A 19,020-nucleotide genomic window follows, 5' to 3' on the forward strand; every position below is an offset into this window, starting at 1 on the left:
TTTTACAACAAATTAAAGGCAAGTGTAACCTTCATCATATGAAAAACAAAAAAAACGTGCAGCATCAGATGCCACACGTTCACAATATTATAGAGTGCAATTACTCAGCGAGGGCACCACTTTTCACCCATGTAGCCGTAAATTCCTGTTCTTCATACGCATAGAATTGCTCCAAAATAATCTCCCGATCATCGAGGAACAACTGATCCGCTATAGCAGAGACCAGTTTCGGCACTGCACTCTTGGTCCCCGATATTGCCGATGCCGACAGACCACAGCTGGCAAGTGCAGAGTAGTTGAATACAAATAGTCCGTGCAACGCTTTCTCACCCTGTTCACTTCTGCTTGTCATTGCAAACCCGGAACTCAGGTATGGATGTGCGTCCAGCAATGCATTGCGATGCCCTGGTGGAGCTTGGTAACAGTCCTCCCAACGCGCGATGTACGGCTCCACAAGCTTCAGCTCAGGACGGAGTGCCGGATCACTAAGCAGACCTGTGCTAATAATTAGAAAATCAAACGTATATGCTCCCTGTGCCGTATGCACTATCGCGCCTTGCTCCGTCGCTTCCACACTCAGCCAAGGCGAATTCAAATGCAGTTCGAATCCAGGCCAGGCTGCTGCACGATTAAACGTATCGTTGGTTGGCGGTTGATTGAATTTGAAGAAATGAGAGATCACTTCATATTTATCAGCAACCGGAAGAGCGTGGTATCGCTCAATCATACCGGATTGTTCCATCTGACGAATGGGATTGACACTTGGCAGTTGTTCCCGTCGTACAAATACATGAGCTTCCGCCACACCGGTGGCAAGGGCATAACTCGCATTATCGAATGCAGAAGCGCCGCCCCCAAGCACAGCCACCCTTTTACCTTTTAACCGATCAAAATCAATGGCTTCAGACGTATGGGCATACAGCTCCCGAGGTAATCTATCCGCAATCATGGAAGGTACATGCCACTCTCCACCACCTTGTATTCCCGTAGCAAACACTACTTTGCGAGCAAGGATAACATCCCTCTGAGTTCCTGCCTTGTTCACATGAAGTCGATGTATTCCGTTCTCTATTGGCTCAACCAGCGTTAATTTCACCTCATTAAACACAGGCAGATTCAGCACTTTCCGATACCAGCGTAAATAATTCATCCAGTCTCCGCGCGGGATCTTATCTACCTCTTCCCAACCTTCGGGCCCAACCTGTGCTTCCCACCATGAGCGAAAGGTTAACGAGGGGATACCCAGATCGATGGAAGTCAGATGCTTAGGTGTGCGCAAAGTAACCATGCGTGCATAAGTCTCCCAAGGTCCTTCAAGCCCCGATGCATTCTCGTCAATAACAACAATATTGGATATCCGCTCGCGAAGAAGTCCAAATGCTGCCCCTAATCCACTCTGGCCTCCGCCTACAATGACAACATCATAGACATGACCATCTGCATGTTCTCTTGGACGTACCCAGTTCGCGCCACCAAATGATAAATAAGCCAGATCATTCTTCACACGTTCATTCAAAGCCTCCAGACTCATGATTCATCAACCCTTTCGAGATACATATATGAACTAGTCTTTCTTTGATTATTTGATGTAAGTTTGTTGTTAGTTATATTGAGGTTAATTGTGCTTTCACCTTGTATTGCTTAAATATATTAGCGTTATTATATGAGTTATCCGAGATCATTTGAAGTTCGCGGCAGATTTATTGTCATCAAAACTAAAAAAAACTGACATGCTTGTTAATCTGCACGAAATACCTAACTGGATCATTAATGCAGTTCCTGCTGAATGAATGATTTGCAGAAAAAAAAGACAGACCAAGATGTAACCTTGGTCTGTCTTTTTAAAGGAATGCTATTGGCCGGCTTGTTCACGGCGCTGCAATTTTTCATTGGTTAATTTCTCAGGGGTCACATCATGACCCAGTGGGTCCACAACGGATACTGCCAGCATGGTTGTCAGCACCTGACCTCGAATAGCCTGCAAATATTGTTTTCTAAGCTCGTGCTGCTCGCTTTGTTCTGCTTTTGTCAAACCGACGCTGCTACGTTGTTTTCGACTTAATTCGTTAATGCGTCCCAAAATAGGAATCATGTAATCCACCTCACTTGTTAGTCCAATTTCCAAAAGATATTTCGAATATCTTCAAACTAACTTATTACAACTTTACGAATTTGTCCATAGGCGCAATCCGTTGAGAAGTGTTTAGGTGATCTCATGCACAGACCACACAATGCCATTTGTAGCACCACTGCCCAGGTTCAACGTAATCGTCAACCCGTTTGCAGCATAGAACAGTCCAATCACATCTCCCGCGTTCAGTGCGACTTCTACTGCCAAAGTCACTGAACCACTTCCCAGCACTGCCCGCAGTGTGAGTAGCGTAATCGCGACATTTAGGACGGGCAACAAACCACTGACAAGTGTCGTTACCGTAGGGGATGTTCTCTGTACAAGAAAGGCTGGGTTAACACCAGCACCCAGAGATAGAGCAATCGCTGCGGTCGTTGCATAATTGATCGTGGCCACAATCGAGTATCTTCCAGTTACCGGGACGGTATAATTCCCCGTAGTTGCATTAAAGTTGGCATTACCGTAATAAGGACTCGTTGTTGTCCAGTTGGTTAATTGTGCGCTCGTTGCTGTCGAAAGTGTAGCCAGGAAGGCAGAGAACCCTTGTGTTGCAAAATTGGGGCCGGTTGGTCCAGTGGCTCCTGTCAAGCCCGTTGCCCCGGTTGCACCTGTTGTTCCTGTGATTCCTGTTGCTCCAGTGGCTCCCGTAGCTCCTGTTGCACTCGTTACACCGGTTGCCCCCGTTATTCCGTTAGCCCCAGTTGGTCCAGTCGGGCCAGTAATTCCTGTTGTGCCGGTTGTTCCTGTGATGCCTGTAACCCCAGTTGCACCTGTAGAACCAGTAGCTCCCGTTATTCCTGTTTCTCCAGTTGCTCCGGTAGCGCCAGTTATACCTGTAACTCCTGCTGAACCAGTACTTCCGGTGGCTCCTGTTACACCCGTTGTACCTGTAGTTCCTGTAGCACCGGTCACCCCCGTGATACCCGTAATTCCTGTTGTGCCTGTGGCTCCTGATACACCTGTGAGCCCTGTAGCCCCAGCTGCTCCGGTCGGTCCCGTTACACCGATCGTGCCTGTAACGCCTGTTAAACCCGTCTCTCCTGTAATGCCCGTGGTTCCTGTTGCTCCAGTCACACCTGTTATCCCAGTGGCTCCAGTCGTACCTGTTGTACCCGTAACACCAGTTATGCCAGTTATGCCAGTGGCACCAGTCGCACCCGTAGTTCCAGTCGCGCCGGTTACGCCAGTAACTCCCGTAGTTCCCGTTGCTCCAGTAGCCCCGGTGGGTCCCGTCACACCAGTCGTACCTGTGACCCCTGTTACACCCGTCTCTCCAGTGGCACCAGTTGTGCCGGTGGCACCTGTAATTCCGGTAGCTCCAGTCACACCCGTAATGCCAGTTACGCCGGTCGTGCCGGTTATTCCTGTGTCACCAGTAATACCCGTTAGACCGGTTGCCCCTGTAACTCCTGTAAATCCAGTTACCCCAGTAATTCCAGTAGCACCAGTCGCACCTGTAATCCCGGTTAGACCCGTCTCACCAGTTTGGCCAGTAATTCCAGTAGCACCAGTCGGCCCGGTTACGCCAGTTATTCCTGTAGAACCCGTACTCCCCGTTGCTCCTGTAACTCCAGTCGTACCAGTGACTCCGGTTATGCCAGTCGCACCAATGGCTCCGGTTGGTCCTGTTGGTCCTGTTGGTCCTGTCGTGCCGGTAACGCCTGTTACCCCCGTCTCTCCTGTAATGCCCGTGGCTCCAGTTATTCCCGTAACACCAGTAGCTCCTGTAGTACCCGTACTTCCCGTTGCTCCAGTCGTACCCGTTTCCCCTGTGACCCCAGTGGCTCCGGTCGCACCTGTTGTACCCGTAACACCAGTTAAGCCAGTCGCACCTGTTGGTCCTGTGAACCCTGTTTCTCCAGTTGATCCCGTCACACCAGTCGTACCTGTCACCCCTGTTGGACCTATAGCTCCAGTAGCTCCAGTTGCACCAGTAATTCCTGTGGCTCCTGTTACACCAGTAACTCCCGTGATACCCGTTGCCCCAATCGTACCTGTGCTCCCAGTTAGACCCGTCTCTCCAGTGACGCCTGTTGCTCCTGTTGCTCCTGTTGCTCCTGTCACACCCGTACTTCCAGTGACTCCAGTTATACCTGTTAGTCCTGTCACTCCTGTTAGGCCAGTCGAACCGGTTGAGCCCGTTACACCTGTGGCCCCGGATAGACCCGTTAGCCCGGTGACACCAGTGACTCCGTTTAGCCCCGTCTCTCCAGTTATTCCTGTTTCACCTGTTGGACCTGTAAATCCGGTGTCACCCGTTGGTCCTGTATTTCCCGTCAGGCCTGTAGCTCCTGTCTCTCCAGTGACGCCAGTAGCTCCGGTGGTACCCGTAATTCCCGTCGTTCCGGTTATACCAGTCACTCCCGTTATTCCTGTGAACCCTGTTTCTCCAGTAACACCTGTCGTTCCGGTGTTTCCTGTAACCCCCATAGTTCCGGTAGCTCCAGTAATTCCTGTTGTGCCACTAACTCCGGTCGCACCTGAAATCCCCGTTTCTCCAGTTGCGCCAATTAAACCCGCCACTCCAGTCGTACCTGTCACCCCTGTTGGACCTATATCTCCAGTAATTCCGGTTGCACCAGTAATTCCTGTGGCTCCTGCGCTCCCAGTTAGACCCGTCTCTCCAGTGACGCCTGTTGCTCCAGTCGCACCAATTGTACCCGTAACGCCAGTTAAGCCAGTCGTGCCGGTTGGCCCTGTTTCTCCGGTGACCCCCGTTATGCCCGTAGCTCCGGTAATACCAGTTGAACCAGTAGACCCGGTGAGTCCTGTCGCGCCAGTTATACCAGTAATTCCTGTTGTGCCACTACCTCCGGTTGCACCCGTAACACCAGTTGTTCCCGTCGCGCCCGTACTTCCAGTAGTTCCAGTTACACCTGTTAGTCCTGTCTCTCCAGTTACTCCCGTAATACCAGTTGTTCCTGTTACGCCAGTTAAACCAGTCGGGCCAATCGAACCGGTAGGGCCCGTCACACCTGTGTTTCCAGTTAGACCGGTCTCCCCAGTAACACCAGTGGCCCCGGTCACTCCCGTCAGTCCTGTGAACCCTGTTACTCCAGTCACTCCCGAGATACCTGTAATTCCCGTTGCTCCTGTCGGTCCCGTCGCGCCTGTGAATCCTGTTAGACCCGTTTCCCCAGTGACACCAGTCAGTCCGGTAGCTCCGGTCACTCCTGTGATACCCGTGGTTCCAGTAATGCCAGTTAGTCCAGTTGTACCTGTAATTCCAGTTTCTCCAGTTGCACCGTTCAGTCCCGTCACACCAGTCAGACCTGTGACCCCGGTTAACCCAGTCTCTCCTGTAGGGCCAGTCGAACCGATAGGGCCCGTTACACCTGTGGCCCCGGTTATACCCGTTTCCCCGGTGACACCAGTGACTCCTCTTAGACCCGACTCTCCAGTTACACCAGTTGTTCCGGTTACTCCCGTGGCACCTGTGCTTCCTGTTGCTCCAGCGGCACCTGTTGGGCCCGTTACACCAGCTGTACCCGTGATTCCGGTAATACCAGTTAGTCCAGTTGCACCTGTACCTCCTGTTAGACCTGTCTCCCCAGTAACGCCAGTGGTTCCGGTAATTCCCGTTTCTCCAGTTGCACCGGTCGGTCCCGTCACGCCAGTCGTACCTGTGACCCCTGTTGGACCTAAATCTCCAGTAATTCCGGTTGCACCAGTAATTCCTGTGGCTCCTGTGCTCCCAGTTAGACCCATCTCTCCGGTGACGCCTGTTGCTCCGGTCACACCAATTGTACCCGTAACGCCAGTTAAGCCAGTTGTGCCCGTTGGCCCTGTTTCGCCGGTGACCCCGGTTATGCCAGTAGCTCCGGTATTACCAGTTGAACCAGTAACTCCGGTTGCACCTGTAACACCAGTTGTTCCCGTCGCACCCGTACTTCCAGTAGCTCCAGTTATACCTGTTAGTCCTGTTAGTCCTGTTAGTCCTGTCTCTCCAGTTGCACCAGTTGTTCCGGTTGCGCCGATTACTCCCGTGGAACCTGTACTTCCTGTTTCTCCAGTCGCACCTGTTGGGCCAGTTACACCAGCTGTACCCGTGATTCCTGTGATCCCAGTCGCACCAGTGGCTCCGGTCACGCCTGTGATACCCGTGTTTCCGGTAATACCAGTTGGTCCAATCGCACCCGTAGGACCTGTAATACCAGTTGTACCTGTACCTCCCGTTAGACCCGTCTCTCCAGTGACACCAGTGGCCCCGGTCGCTCCCGTAATTCCCGTCGTTCCGGTTACGCCAGTCACTCCCGAGATACCTGTAATTCCGGTTGCTCCAGTTGCTCCAGTCGGTCCCGTCGCTCCTGTCGTGCCTGTGAATCCTGTTAAACCCGTTTCCCCAGTGACACCAGTCAGTCCGATAGCTCCGGTCACGCCTGTGATACCCGTGGTTCCAGTAATGCCAGTTAGTCCAGTTGTACCTGTAATCCCTGTGGCTCCGGTCTCACCGGTGATTCCGGTTACCCCTGTTAACCCTGTCGTTCCTGTTGGACCGGTAACTCCCGTTAGTCCTGTGAACCCTGTTTCTCCAGTTACACCTGTCGTCCCGGTGTTTCCTGTAGCACCCGTAATTCCGGTAGCTCCGGTAATTCCTGTTGTGCCACTGACTCCGGTTGCACCTGAAATCCCCGTTTCTCCAGTTGCGCCAGTTGATCCCGTCACACCTGTCGTTCCTGTGACCCCTGTTGGACCGGTATCTCCAGTAATTCCTGTGGCTCCTGTTATACCAGTATTGCCGGTTATACCTGTAACTCCCGTAGTACCAGTCGTACCTGTTATGCCAGTAACGCCGTTTGTACCTGTACTTCCCGTTGCCCCTATCGCCCCAGTAGATCCTGTAGCACCTGTAACTCCGGTGGTACCCGTTTCTCCAGTAGACCCGGTGGGTCCTGACACACCAGTCGTACCTGTGACTCCGGTTGTGCCAGTGGCACCAGTTGCTCCGATCGCACCTGTACTGCCTGTAAATCCAGTAATACCTGTTGCACCGGTTACTCCAGTCGTTCCTGTTGTGCCCGCAATTCCAGTAACGCCAGTTAATCCGGTTGTGCCTGATGGTCCTGTTTCACCAGTAACACCACTTATACCAGTGGCCCCAGTGAGTCCTGTCACACCAGTCGTACCTGTGATACCGGTAGTGCCAGTTGCTCCAGTAATTCCCGTTAGGCCTGTAATTCCAGTAGAACCGGTTACACCCGTGGTACCCGTAACGCCAGGTAATCCGGTCGTACCTGTAACTCCTGTTAGCCCCGCCTCACCAGTACTTCCTGTCGCTCCGGTGAATCCTGTCAAACCAGTCGTGCCGGTCGCACCTGTACTGCCCGTAAATCCAGTAATCCCTGAAGCACCCGTATTTCCAGTAGATCCGGTTACACCCGTAACACCAGTAACTCCCGTAGACCCGATCGCACCAGTGATCCCTGTCGTTCCGGTTATGCCAGTATTTCCAGTTAGCCCCGTACTTCCCGTTGCTCCTATCGCCCCAGTAAATCCTGTAGCGCCTGTAACTCCGGTGATACCTGTCTCACCGGTTGGGCCGGTCGCGCCCGTAGTACCTGTCGTTCCAGTTACGCCACTGACTCCTATGATACCTGTGGTTCCAGTTATACCAGTTGTTCCTGTTACTCCGGACGGGCCTGTGGTTCCAGTTTCTCCAGTACTTCCCGTTAATCCAGTCGCACCCATAATACCTATTAGACCCGTCGCTCCGGTAAATCCTGTAGCACCTGTAAATCCGGTTATACCCGTTGAACCAGTGGCACCAGTCGGACCTATAATTCCTGTCGCTCCAGTCACCCCAGTGAATCCTGTTTCACCAGTAGATCCAGTTAGTCCCATCACACCAATTCCAGTGGGACCAGTTGCTCCAGTTGGACCTGTAAATCCGGTGCTACCCGTAAAGCCGGTTATACCGGTTGTTCCTGTGGTTCCTGTAGGTCCGGTGCCAGTTGCACCTGTAGCTCCTGTAGTTCCAGTCACACCTGTGGTGCCCATCAGTCCGGTAGCTCCTGTTGCACCTGTGACTCCGGTTATTCCGGTACTTCCCGTGGTTCCAGTTACTCCGGTCCGTCCTGTTAAAATGGTTGCTCCCCATATGCCGGGATACCCAGGGTCTCCGGTTAACCCAGTAGCACCTGTTGCTCCAGTGAATCCTCTCATTCCCTGATACCCCCGTGGGCCGCGAAGGAAAGGAATCCTGTGATTTTTCTTTTTTTTGCATTTACGTTTGCTTTTCTTACAAGACTTACTCTTCTTCTTTGGGATAGAGTGTTTTTTTGATTTTTTTGCTTTCCGTTTGCCTGTACTACTTGAGGAAATTTTGCGTTTCCTTTTGGATATACCGCTCACAAGAAAATCCCCCCTCCTCGTACACCACGTCGATTCTCCGCATTTTACAATAGTACACTCTATGCCCGGGACTAGCTTTGTGCGCCCCCTATTCAATATACCTATGGAACCTCTATAGTTAGTGATCAATCAATTACTTTTCTCTAAAAAATATATTCCCCTCTACTCCCCCTGCAACTCCAACTCCTTAATCGTCAACTTAATTCCTTCCTCAAAAGATGTTGCCACAATCGGGCCAATCCGTTCCTCATACTTCTGTCTACTCAAGATCAGGGGTTCCTCGGTCAGATATAACATTTCTACAATTTCTTTCATAACGGGTACACCTAGTCCGATCACCGACAACCCTATTTTTCCTGACGCCATCACAGGCTTACTTCTTCCTGCAGCCTTCTGTGCCAAACGCACGATGTCATGACCCGAGATGATCCCCGATCCAGGAATGTTCCAGTTCTGTCCATACGTCTTCTCTCTGCTTGCCAGCTCCACCACCATTACCGCAGCATCCGGCAAATAAATATACTCTCTCGGCACATTCATATTCCCGATAAAAAATGCCATCTTTCCTTTTGCTATCGCTTCAAGGGTTGAACCCAGATAGGAAGCTTGATTAGCCGATGGGCCATAATAATCTGGCAAACGAACGATCATCACCTGAGCTTTGCTCCATTTTGCACTGAATAACATCTGTTCATAGGCAAGTCGTGTCTTGCCTTTGCGCGTATGTGGCTGTTTCGGATGTTCTTCGGTTACTTCCTTCATTTGTCTTCTGCCATAGGGATAGATTCCGTCTATAACAACCACGTTCAGACCCAAGTGTTCTGCCGCCGCCATCACAGATTCACCGAGCGGAATCAGTCTGCTCTCCATCTCGTTATAAGGGACATTCGCACAATGAAATATGACATCGGCACCTTGGGAAGCAGCAATAATATCCTCCGACCGAAATGCATCTCCAACTGCAATTAACAGGTGATCCGGATATCCCAATTTTACCGCAAGTTGCTCCAACTTTTGACGGGAGCGCCCAAATGCGATCGTAGAAATCCCTTGTCTAATCAATTCCTCCGTAATCGCTGCACCTGTTCCACCTGTGGCTCCAATCACAATAGCCTTTTTCATCGTATATCGACCTCTTCCATCCATTTAGTTATTGATCAATTACTTATCTGAAAATAATATAAATCATATTTAGTGATTGATCAATAACTAAAATTCAAAAAGGGACTTTACCTCCCTCTCTATCGATCCTTGAGCTCTGGCATATCCAGCGCAGTAGATATATTACATAACATCCCGATCGCCAGGAAAATCATTGTTCTTTTCAGAGGTTCGGCAATTCCTGCAACTGTGAAAGCTTCCAGTACCATGGCTCTTACATCACTCATGCCTTTTTGCATGGCCTGACGAATAACTTCTTCCTGGATCGTTTGCGCCTGCATCTGAAGCAAGATTTCGCTCTTGTGCGATTCCAGAATCTTATCATAGGCTTCAATGAGATCATTCTCTAACTGATCTGGTGTCGCCGTCTCCACCACAATTCGAAACGAATCAATCACCCGTGTCCATGAGACCTCAATTGCAGTTAATAATAAAGCTTCTTTTGTTTTGAAAAAACGAAATATATACGGCTGTGAGATCTGTGCCCGTTCAGCCACCTGGGCTGTAGTTGCACGATAATAGCCAATTTCCGCGAAGACGTCAATTGCTGCAGAGATAATATCATTTCGCCGGTTAACCGACGCTGCTGTATCTTTAGCCATGATAATCCGCCCTCCAATAGTTAGTAATTAATTGATCAATAGCTTGAAGTATAACGAATACTATCCCTCAATGCAAAGGTATCGTGACCTTGTACAAAGCCAACAAACCCGCAGACGCTGGCTTAAGCCGCTGCAGGTTGTGTAACTTGTCGATCATAGATTCTATCCACTGGAAACCGAAGAGAACATGGTTTGTCTGAAACAGATTCGTACCATGCGGTACAAGAGTGTCTGTTCACTGCTGGAGAAGTTTGCGCAATCGGGATTCCGAATCCAGCTTCGGACAACTGTCACAATACCCATGTGTATGACTTCCGTCTCCAACCTGATAAGCCAAACAACAATATCGACGTATCAGGAACGGCGGTCCCTGCCAACTGGAATGTTCGAAGCACTGTAGCTCATTGGCAAATGTACATGCATTATCGTTTTGCCGATCCAGCCAGAGGCTTTGATCTGCTTGAATCTTTGCAAGCCGTTCATCTGTCTTCCATATGCTCTGATCATTAATCATTCGTGCATACAATTGTTGCACATTATGCGCAACCAGAGACCACATGACCTTATCGCTCGCTCCTGTTCCGACGGCTACCGCTCGCAGGACAGGTTCCAGATGTAACAGCACTCTTTTCTTGAGCAAACCACTCTCTGACCTGCGCTGAACAGGATCTTCAGCCTCCAGAGAGGTTCTCTCCAGCCGAGTCGCATATCGCATGCCACCTGCTCCATTCAATTCAAACCGCACATCATCGTCTGCAACGCTAAGTATCGTATCGTATAGACTGAAAGCTGAGATTACGGACATAACAAATACGGAGTAACGTTTGGCAAAAAGTGTACCGACAGCCACACTTCCTTTGCCGCCCAATTGAAGCCCTTGCTGCACAGCCTGTTCACGCAATATCAAGTTTCGTTTCTCTTCATTCAGCAGATCTTTCACATGGAAAGGATACTTGGAATCATCACAAGTCGCTTGGATCGTCGTCACAAAAAATTGCTGTAACGCTCCCGACATCTCTGAATAATCATGTCTTGGATAACGTCTCATCTATTAATCATGTCTTCAACTTCGTTGATAATCTCGCTTCGCCCAATTGCTCCCCAGCCCTTAAACAACCAGAACGAGTCTGTCGTGTAGACCTGATCTGCACCAACAGCCGGTACTTTTTTCCAGAGTGAGCTTGCATTGATGTTGTTTAAATACTCATCGGCATTCGGGTCAATCTCCAGAACTACGAAATCAGCATCCACATCTGCAATTTTCTCCATGGACAGGTCCTCACGTTGTTCGGAAGGTGTCACAGTCGTTGGCACAAATCCAAGGTCATGATACAAAAGTGTGTTGGTTGGATGTCCCTTTGCCGCGTATATTTGCAAGGTCTTCTCTCTTACACGCAGATAAGCCAGCTTTTTTTGATCCAGTTGATCGATCTTCGCTTTTAGTTGCTTCGCCTGCTGCTCAACCTCGGCTATCTTTTCTTTTGCCAGATCCACTTTGTTGTACATCCCGGCAATGGTCAACAGATCCTGTGTCCAATATGTTGTATCATCAACAAAATCCAGCCATTCAGTACCAAGTACAATCGTCGGAGCGATTTTCTCCAACTGATCATACGTACTCTCCGCAGTTCGACTCTCAATAACGATGACATCCGGATCAATCTGAAGGATAGCCTCCAGGTTAGGACTGTCTGCAGACCCTACCGTTGGAATGCCGGCAAGCTGATCTGCAAAGTAAGGCAAATAATCTCCTCCGTAACGAACTTCTACATTAACGCCTGCTGGTTTCTCACCAATCGTCAACATGTGATCGATGTAAGCAGCCGATAATACCACCATCCGCTCTATTTTTTGCGGTACAACCGTTGTTCCTTTAAGATGCTCAATCGTTTGTGTACCACTCTCTTCCACAGGTGTATCCTGTTGCGGAGGCGTTGCTTCTGTTGCCTTGCTACATGCCGTCAGAACGAGCACAAGCAGGGTCAACAGTATCATCGTTGTTGCTCTCTGTCTTACCATTTGTAGTAAATCCCCTCTACTATTTAATAATAATAATCATTATCACTATAGTAGGGAAAAGCGTACAGGCTGACCATGGATTATTCCACTCTCTTCTCTTGCACAATATCACCTTAAGGTAACCCCAAGTTGCTCTGCCACATATCGCATGGCCCACATGCGTCCGGTGGGACCCAGCGTTTTGAAGAAAATATCTCCTGCATTATATACACGGCCTTCTTGAACAGCCTTTAATGCCAACCATGCACTGCATTGCTGTAATTGCCTCAGTTGAGCACGTGCCTCTTCTGTGGGATCGACCATTACAAACACATGATCCGCGTCGTATAACTGCAAATCGCAAACTTTACTCTCTACAGCCCACTGTTGTTCCGGAAAATCACGAGGCAAATAAAATCCCAGATCATCATACAATAGGGCCCCTGTCTGGTTGTTCAATCCATACATTCGGTAGAAATGAGAAGTCACCCGGATGAACATGGCACTCTGTTTCCCCCACCTCGATTGAATGCGTCCTCGAAGAACCCGGCTCAGTTCAGCATGTTGTTCTATCCACTGTACAGCCTGTTCGGTGCGGCCCATAATGTCCGCCATATACATAAGCCTCTCCCCAAAATGGTTGGTGTGCTCCAGCATGGTGGTAGGCGCGATACGATGCAGGGAGTTATTTGGCTCCAAACGATCACTTGTAATGATCAGGTCCGGTTGGACTAACCTCAAATCATCATAGTTCTGATTGAAGCTATCCAGGATAAGTCCCTGATGACTGTGTGCTTGAAGCGCAGGTACGGCAACATGACGAGCTACCCTCTGACCATAGGATAAAGCGGATACTGGCCTCAAACCGAGCGTTATCACATAATCGTCCAACCCGTAATACAAGGTGGCAATGCGATTCACTTTATTTTTCATATACAACGTTGGGGCGATTCCTTCGTTTTTCTTGAAAACTCTGCTGAAATAGTGCTCGTCCTTATAACCCACTTGCTCTGCAATATCCTTGATTTTGTCTGAAGAAAATAACAGCTGCTTGGCCTTTGCCATACGTAGTTTCAGTATATATTCAATCGGGGTCATATTGAGTTGCCGTTTGAATGTTCTTATAAAATGATTCACACTAAGCCCTGCCATGCGGGCCATCTGATCCATTCGAATGTTTTCCATATACTGATGCGTCATATAATCAAGTGCCAAATCCATCCCCGCTTCAGGGGGTGTTGCTTCATTCACGTGCACCATTAACTGAATCAACAACTGATGCAAAAGATGTTTCCTGCGCGTCTTTTCCAGACTCGTGATGGAGTACTTTCCACTCACCAGGGTATCCATCATCTCCTGAATATCACGTGTATTGGAAGGAACATTAAGTTTGCCCTTCACAGGGAGATCAAATGCCTCGGTATGCCAAGCATTCCGACGCCGGGTAAGTGTAACACAGGAAAATAAAATGATCTGATATCGGACAGGTGCTTCCATATCCGTCTGAAACTCCACATGCATTCCTGGCTTCAACAAAAACCACTCGTCTTGAGACACCGTATGTACAATGTTATCCATAGACAAAGATCCCTTGCCAGCGATGACCCTGCAAATGGCGAACCTTTTCCAGATCCGACGCTGGACAGCCCCCGGATTGCTAGAGTAATGGCAGACGTGGACAGCAGAGAAATGTAGTTGCTCCAGTTGTTTGATCCAATCATTCTCCTCCATGCGCATGTCCCCTCCCCGTTCTGATCCGATTCTGTGTGAACTAATTAACTCTATTTTTTAGCTCCCAATAGTAAATTCTTTATACTATCCAACTGCAACTCCAGTGAATAGGGATCTTCCATGACGAACTCATCCTCTGTTCCATCCAAGGAACCATAGGCGTAGACTTGTCCTTTCTGCACAGCAGGCAGACGTTTCCACACCTCGCTGTTCAGGATCTCTTTGGCGTCTTCGCTACCCGAACCATATAAGAAGATATGATCTCCCATATACTCAGGCAGTACTTCAAGGGAGATCGTCTCGAATCCATCCTTCATATCGAGTGCTTGCTGAGTAGGAGGCAGTTTCAGCATCTCATAGATCGTGGAACTACCATAGTTCCCGCCTTCTGCACCAAGGACATACAACGCTTTGTATCCTATTTGAATGATGGATACGGTCTCGCCTTCTTTAATCACACCATCAATCTGCTTCTTAGTCTCTTCGATATTCTCTTCATATGTCGTGATCCATTGCTCTGCTTCCTTCTCTTTACCAAAAACACCAGCAATCCGGCGCAGCTTTTCCAGTGGACCAGAAGTTTTATCGCCTTCCCAATAAGGTAAAAAGACGGTCGTTGCAATTTTTTCGTAATCCTCAATATTTTTATCAATGGAACCGATGATGAGATCCGGCTCAAGTGACACTAATTTCTCCAGATTCATTGGGAACTCTCCTCCCAAATCCTCAATACCCGCTATAACATCAGCAGCAATGCCAGACTTTTCAATCCATCCTTCGTTCAGCATAAATGTTCTTACACCAACCGGTACAATGCCCAGTTTCAGCAGGTACCCCATATATTGATCTGAAGCAACACACTGAGGATTGGCTGGAATTACCACATCTCCCCTCATTGTGGAGACCGTCCGCGTCTCCGGCTGTGCAGTCGATTTCCCTGTCTCCGTTGTCTGGTTACCCGATTGTGTAGTAGCCGCATTGGTCTCTGTTTGCGTACCACTTGCAGACGGTGCCGGACTGGAACAGGCTGTGAGCAATAGCGTTAGACACAACATCATGCTTAGTGCTGTCATTTTGAATTTTCCTTGCATTATTAATTCCCCTCCAACATTCTTTTGATATTGATAATCAATATCATTATATAGATGGGAATGTAACGAATGAAGGGCATTTTCTTGCATTATACTGGGCAAATCTTGCTTGTTGTTCAATACCAATGTCTGTTTCGACTTGTTAAACCGTTGGCTTACTCCTTTTTTATAACGAATTGGAGAAAGACCTTTTATTTTTTTGAAGCTGCGGCTCAGTGAATGTGCATCCGGATACCCGACCTGTTCTGCAATCTGTTGCAGCGTAGCACGGGTATGCACCAGAAGATGTGCTGCCCTCTCCATTCGGATCTGTCCAAGATACTGGATGGGACTGATGTTTAACTTTTGTTTGAACAACCTGGACAAGTGCCCCACACTGCATTCCATTGCTTCTGCCATTACGTCAAGAGCTATGGGCTCATGGAGATGAGCATTCATGTATTCAATAGCCTGTGTGACCGTATCCGGTTTATGTGGCTGAATGGATTGTTCGTATACGTCTGCCAACAAAGAATATACCCATTGATGAAATAAGGTTTTGGCATGTAACTTTGCAAGCTTAGTGGACTGTTCCCACTCCTGTTTTAATTCCTCCATACACTGATACATTTGCAGCGGACGGGTTGGTACAAGTGCGTATTGGTCCTGGAACGGACGTTCATGGTCCATCAGATGCTGAATTTCCATCCCACAGGGCAAGGCCAGAATGGCTTTGTACAAAATCATATAATACGTCACGCCTGAATCCGTCTCCATGTTTAAATTCGCCTGTTTGCCTCCATGAATGATGTGGAATCCCTCCACGATGTATCTGTGTTGATCCATTCGTATCCGTGCACTTCCGTCGGTGATATATAGATAGGTACTCGCTGGTAGTTGATAATTCTTCAGCTTCTCCCCAGGATCCAAAGCGTTCTGGCGTACATCCAGTATTTTGACAAAAACATGATTCCACAACCTGATGTGATCATTCAAATTCATATCCGCTGTACTTTCCCTCCCGCCATATTACATCGACATACCTTCTTGCTGCTGTTATGAACTTTCCTGTTATTTTCGATCATTATGTACATTTCATTTCATTATAAGTTAGTTGATAATAATTCTCAATAACATAAACAATCAATATTAACTTATGCATTTGGACAACATATACGGACTGTAATGTAACATAGCGGGATAATAACACTAGAATCAGCAACATTTTCTAACCTGTTGCAAAATCATAAAAGGCATGATATATTAATTGAGCCATCAATGATTGACGCATCAAATATTGATACATCAATGATCGAGAGCATACAAATAATCATTAGGCAATGGCATTGTATACTGCAACATTAATCATTGGTTAACATACGCCGTTGTTCATGATTCAGATTCACCCGGGAGGTCTAGTCATGACACGTATTGTTTCCAAAGAAGAACAAATCATCAATCTGTTGAACGTGTTGGGTAACAAAATCAGTCCCAAGTTTGAACGCTGTACAGGTATCAGTTCCTCTCGCTTCGAAATTCTGCATGAGCTGGATCAGGTAGATGAGATTAACCAATCCATGCTGCAGAAAATCATTAACATTGATAGTGCTGCGATTACACGCCACTTGAAACAGCTTGAGGCGGACCTGATGGTTACAAGACGCAAGAACCCCGACGATAATCGGGTCACTTTTGTTCGTTTGACGGACCACGGTCGGAAACAGATTGAAGGCTACAAAGCAGAGAAGACCAATTTTATCAACCAGATTTTACAGGATTTCAGTGAAGACGAAGTTCAGTCACTCGCCGATCTCCTGGAACGTATGCACAACAATTTCTAAACCCATATATAGAGGAGAGATCCATGCATGAGTACAATTCAAAGCAAATTCCAGAAAACCAATGATTTTAACGAAATTACCTACGGTCGCCGTTCTGTTAAACTTTACGATCCTGAAGTGAAGATCAGCCGTGAAGAGATGACAGAAATTCTGTCCGAAGCTTCCCGTGCACCATCTTCGATCAATTTGCAGCCTTGGCGTTTTCTGGTTGTTGATACGGCTGAAGGTAAAGAAAAGCTTGCTCCACTTGCGAGATTTAATCAAAATCAAGTGTTGACTTCTGCCGCTGTTATTGGCGTATTTATTGATATGAACAACGTTGAATACATGGATGAGATTTTTGGTAAAGCTGTAGAACTTGGTTACATGCCACAAGACATTAAGGATATGCAGCTCAAAACTGTAATGCCTTATTACGAAAAGATGGCTGCTTCCGATCTTCGCGACGTTAACCTGATCGATGCTGGCCTTGCTTCCATGCAATTGATGCTTGCTGCTCGTGCTCATGGTTATGACACCAACCCAATTGGTGGTTATGAGAAAGACCAGATTGCAGAAGCATTTGGCATGGACAAAGAGCGTTATCAACCCGTTATGTTGATCTCGATCGGTAAATCGGCCAAAGAAGGTCACCCTTCCTACCGTCTGCCTGTAGAAACCATCACAACTTGGGCATAATATCAGGGACGGTTTCCCTGTAAGTCTCGATTAAATGGGTCAATAAGCATATATTCTTAACACATTCCAAACAAACACCATATGGAGGTTATACATTATGATTATCATTCACGCTCATCTGCAAATTAAACCGGACCAAGAGCAAGCATTCCTCGCATCTGCGAAAGAACTGATTGCTGCAACACGTCAAGAAGAAGGTAACATCAGCTACGATTTGGCAAAAAGCACAGAACGCGAACAACAATACACGATGATCGAGCTGTGGAAAGATGAAGCTGCTACAGCTTCCCACAACACAAGCGCACATTTCCAAGCTTTTGTTCAACAAGCAGCAGCATTTATGGCCGCTCCAATGAACGTTGAAGTATTTGCTGGAGAACAAGTTAAAGCATAATAGCTGAATGGCTGATATGCGAATTGGCATGTAAAGAAGCCGCTCTTGGTCATATGACCGAGGGTGGCTTTTTCATTCCTTTGAAAAGTAAGTTCGACACACTGCCAATTAGTTCTCATGTTTGACCGTAATCACGACATTTCCCCTCTTTCGCCCTGTTTCCACATAGCGATAAGCTTCCTGAATTTGCTCCAAAGCATAACGTCTGTCAATCACCGCTTGCATCTTACCAGCCTCCATCAACTCTTTAAGAAGTATCAGATCCTTCGCAGTAACCCTTGCGATGCCTTGCCCATCAACAGTGACATATGTGCCGTTAGGTGCCAATAGGTGCCGACACTGACCTTTCGAGACTTTGCCAACTGCATCCAATATCAGATCATACCGCTGACTTGTTTTTGTAAAGTCTTCCTTCATATAATCGATAACATGCTCGGCACCAAGTGACTTCGCGAATTCCACATTCGTTGTACTGCATACCCCTGTCACTTCTGCTCCAAAATACTTTGCAAGCTGTACAGCAGCAGTTCCTACGGCTCCCGAAGCTCCATAGATGAGCACTTTCATTCCCCGTTTAATGTTTCCTTTGAGCAGAAAATATAAGGCCGTAGTTCCACCGAACGGAACAGCTGCTGCTTCCTCATACGTTGCATTAACCGGTTTCAAAGTGACGGGATCCTCTTCAGATAGACATATATACTGAGCATGGGCACCGAAACGCATTCCATTTAGTGCATATACCTGATCACCTAATTTAAATCGCTTCACTTCCTTGCCGATCGCCGTAACTTCGCCTGCTAACTCTACACCCAGAATCGAATTTCGGGGTTTTCGGATTCCCAAAAACAGACGCATGGGTATCCAGTACAGGAATGGGCTATTAAAACCGCGAACTCTACAGTCCCCCGATGTTACGGTTGTTGCATGTATTTTAATCTGAATCTCATGATCCTTGGGTGATGGCTTCGCTATGTCTTTAAGCTGCAACACATCTGGTGATCCATACTTTGTACATATGATAGCTCTCATATCTTTCCCCCCACATGTTCCTGTTTGCCATGAG

Annotated in this window: 13 protein-coding genes; 3 read left to right on the forward strand and 10 right to left on the reverse strand. The window is 47.9% G+C overall.

Annotated features, from left to right (window positions below):
• Nucleotides 1–100: 100 nt before the first annotated feature.
• The 9 genes from ACE04G_RS29685 to ACE04G_RS29725 all read right to left on the reverse strand — a co-directional run bounded on the left by ACE04G_RS29685 (nt 101) and on the right by ACE04G_RS29725 (nt 16,046).
• The gene (locus tag ACE04G_RS29685) at nt 101–1,531 is read right to left on the reverse strand and encodes an NAD(P)-binding domain-containing protein (protein ID WP_449003929.1); all 1,431 of its coding nucleotides are present in this window, start codon (nt 1,529–1,531) and stop codon (nt 101–103) included.
• 321 nt (nt 1,532–1,852) lie between these two features.
• A complete protein-coding gene (locus tag ACE04G_RS29690) occupies nt 1,853–2,092 on the reverse strand; it encodes a DUF896 domain-containing protein (protein ID WP_036670038.1) in 240 nt (79 codons plus the stop codon).
• 111 nt (nt 2,093–2,203) lie between these two features.
• Nucleotides 2,204–8,293, reverse strand: a complete 6,090-nt coding sequence (locus ACE04G_RS29695) for a beta strand repeat-containing protein (protein ID WP_449003930.1) — start codon at nt 8,291–8,293, stop codon at nt 2,204–2,206.
• Nucleotides 8,294–8,644: 351 nt separating this feature from the next.
• Entirely contained in the window at nt 8,645–9,604 is a 960-nt protein-coding gene (locus tag ACE04G_RS29700; RefSeq protein WP_449003931.1) for an SDR family NAD(P)-dependent oxidoreductase, read from the reverse strand.
• Between the two features lie 119 nt (nt 9,605–9,723).
• A complete protein-coding gene (locus tag ACE04G_RS29705) occupies nt 9,724–10,245 on the reverse strand; it encodes a TetR/AcrR family transcriptional regulator (RefSeq protein ID WP_449003932.1) in 522 nt (173 codons plus the stop codon).
• Nucleotides 10,246–10,480: 235 nt separating this feature from the next.
• Complete coding sequence (locus tag ACE04G_RS29710) at nt 10,481–11,293, reverse strand: hypothetical protein (RefSeq protein ID WP_449003933.1); 813 nt, start codon at nt 11,291–11,293, stop codon at nt 10,481–10,483.
• Complete coding sequence (locus ACE04G_RS29715) at nt 11,290–12,264, reverse strand: ABC transporter substrate-binding protein (RefSeq protein ID WP_449003934.1); 975 nt, start codon at nt 12,262–12,264, stop codon at nt 11,290–11,292. The genes ACE04G_RS29710 and ACE04G_RS29715 overlap by 4 nt, the downstream gene beginning before the upstream one ends.
• A 108-nt stretch (nt 12,265–12,372) precedes the next feature.
• Nucleotides 12,373–13,974 carry an AraC family transcriptional regulator gene (locus ACE04G_RS29720; RefSeq protein ID WP_449003935.1) on the reverse strand — a complete coding sequence of 534 codons (1,602 nt, stop codon included), beginning with the start codon at nt 13,972–13,974 and terminating at the stop codon, nt 12,373–12,375.
• 50 nt (nt 13,975–14,024) lie between these two features.
• The gene (locus ACE04G_RS29725) at nt 14,025–16,046 is read right to left on the reverse strand and encodes an AraC family transcriptional regulator (protein ID WP_486095400.1); all 2,022 of its coding nucleotides are present in this window, start codon (nt 16,044–16,046) and stop codon (nt 14,025–14,027) included.
• A gap of 419 nt (nt 16,047–16,465) precedes the next feature.
• Here ACE04G_RS29725 and ACE04G_RS29730 point away from each other — a divergent pair, with 419 nt between their 5' ends.
• The 3 genes from ACE04G_RS29730 to ACE04G_RS29740 all read left to right on the forward strand — a co-directional run bounded on the left by ACE04G_RS29730 (nt 16,466) and on the right by ACE04G_RS29740 (nt 17,957).
• Nucleotides 16,466–16,885, forward strand: coding sequence for a MarR family winged helix-turn-helix transcriptional regulator (locus ACE04G_RS29730; RefSeq protein ID WP_221823224.1), 420 nt, complete (start codon nt 16,466–16,468; stop codon nt 16,883–16,885).
• A 27-nt stretch (nt 16,886–16,912) separates the two neighbouring features.
• Nucleotides 16,913–17,563, forward strand: coding sequence for a nitroreductase family protein (locus tag ACE04G_RS29735; protein ID WP_076209073.1), 651 nt, complete (start codon nt 16,913–16,915; stop codon nt 17,561–17,563).
• A gap of 97 nt (nt 17,564–17,660) precedes the next feature.
• A complete protein-coding gene (locus ACE04G_RS29740) occupies nt 17,661–17,957 on the forward strand; it encodes a putative quinol monooxygenase (protein WP_221823222.1) in 297 nt (98 codons plus the stop codon).
• Nucleotides 17,958–18,065: 108 nt separating this feature from the next.
• Here the strand turns inward: ACE04G_RS29740 and ACE04G_RS29745 are convergent, their stop codons facing one another.
• Nucleotides 18,066–18,986 carry an NAD(P)-dependent alcohol dehydrogenase gene (locus tag ACE04G_RS29745; RefSeq protein WP_221823221.1) on the reverse strand — a complete coding sequence of 307 codons (921 nt, stop codon included), beginning with the start codon at nt 18,984–18,986 and terminating at the stop codon, nt 18,066–18,068.
• Between the last annotated feature and the right edge of the window lie 34 nt (nt 18,987–19,020).

This window comes from Paenibacillus sp. AGC31, assembly GCF_057334655.1.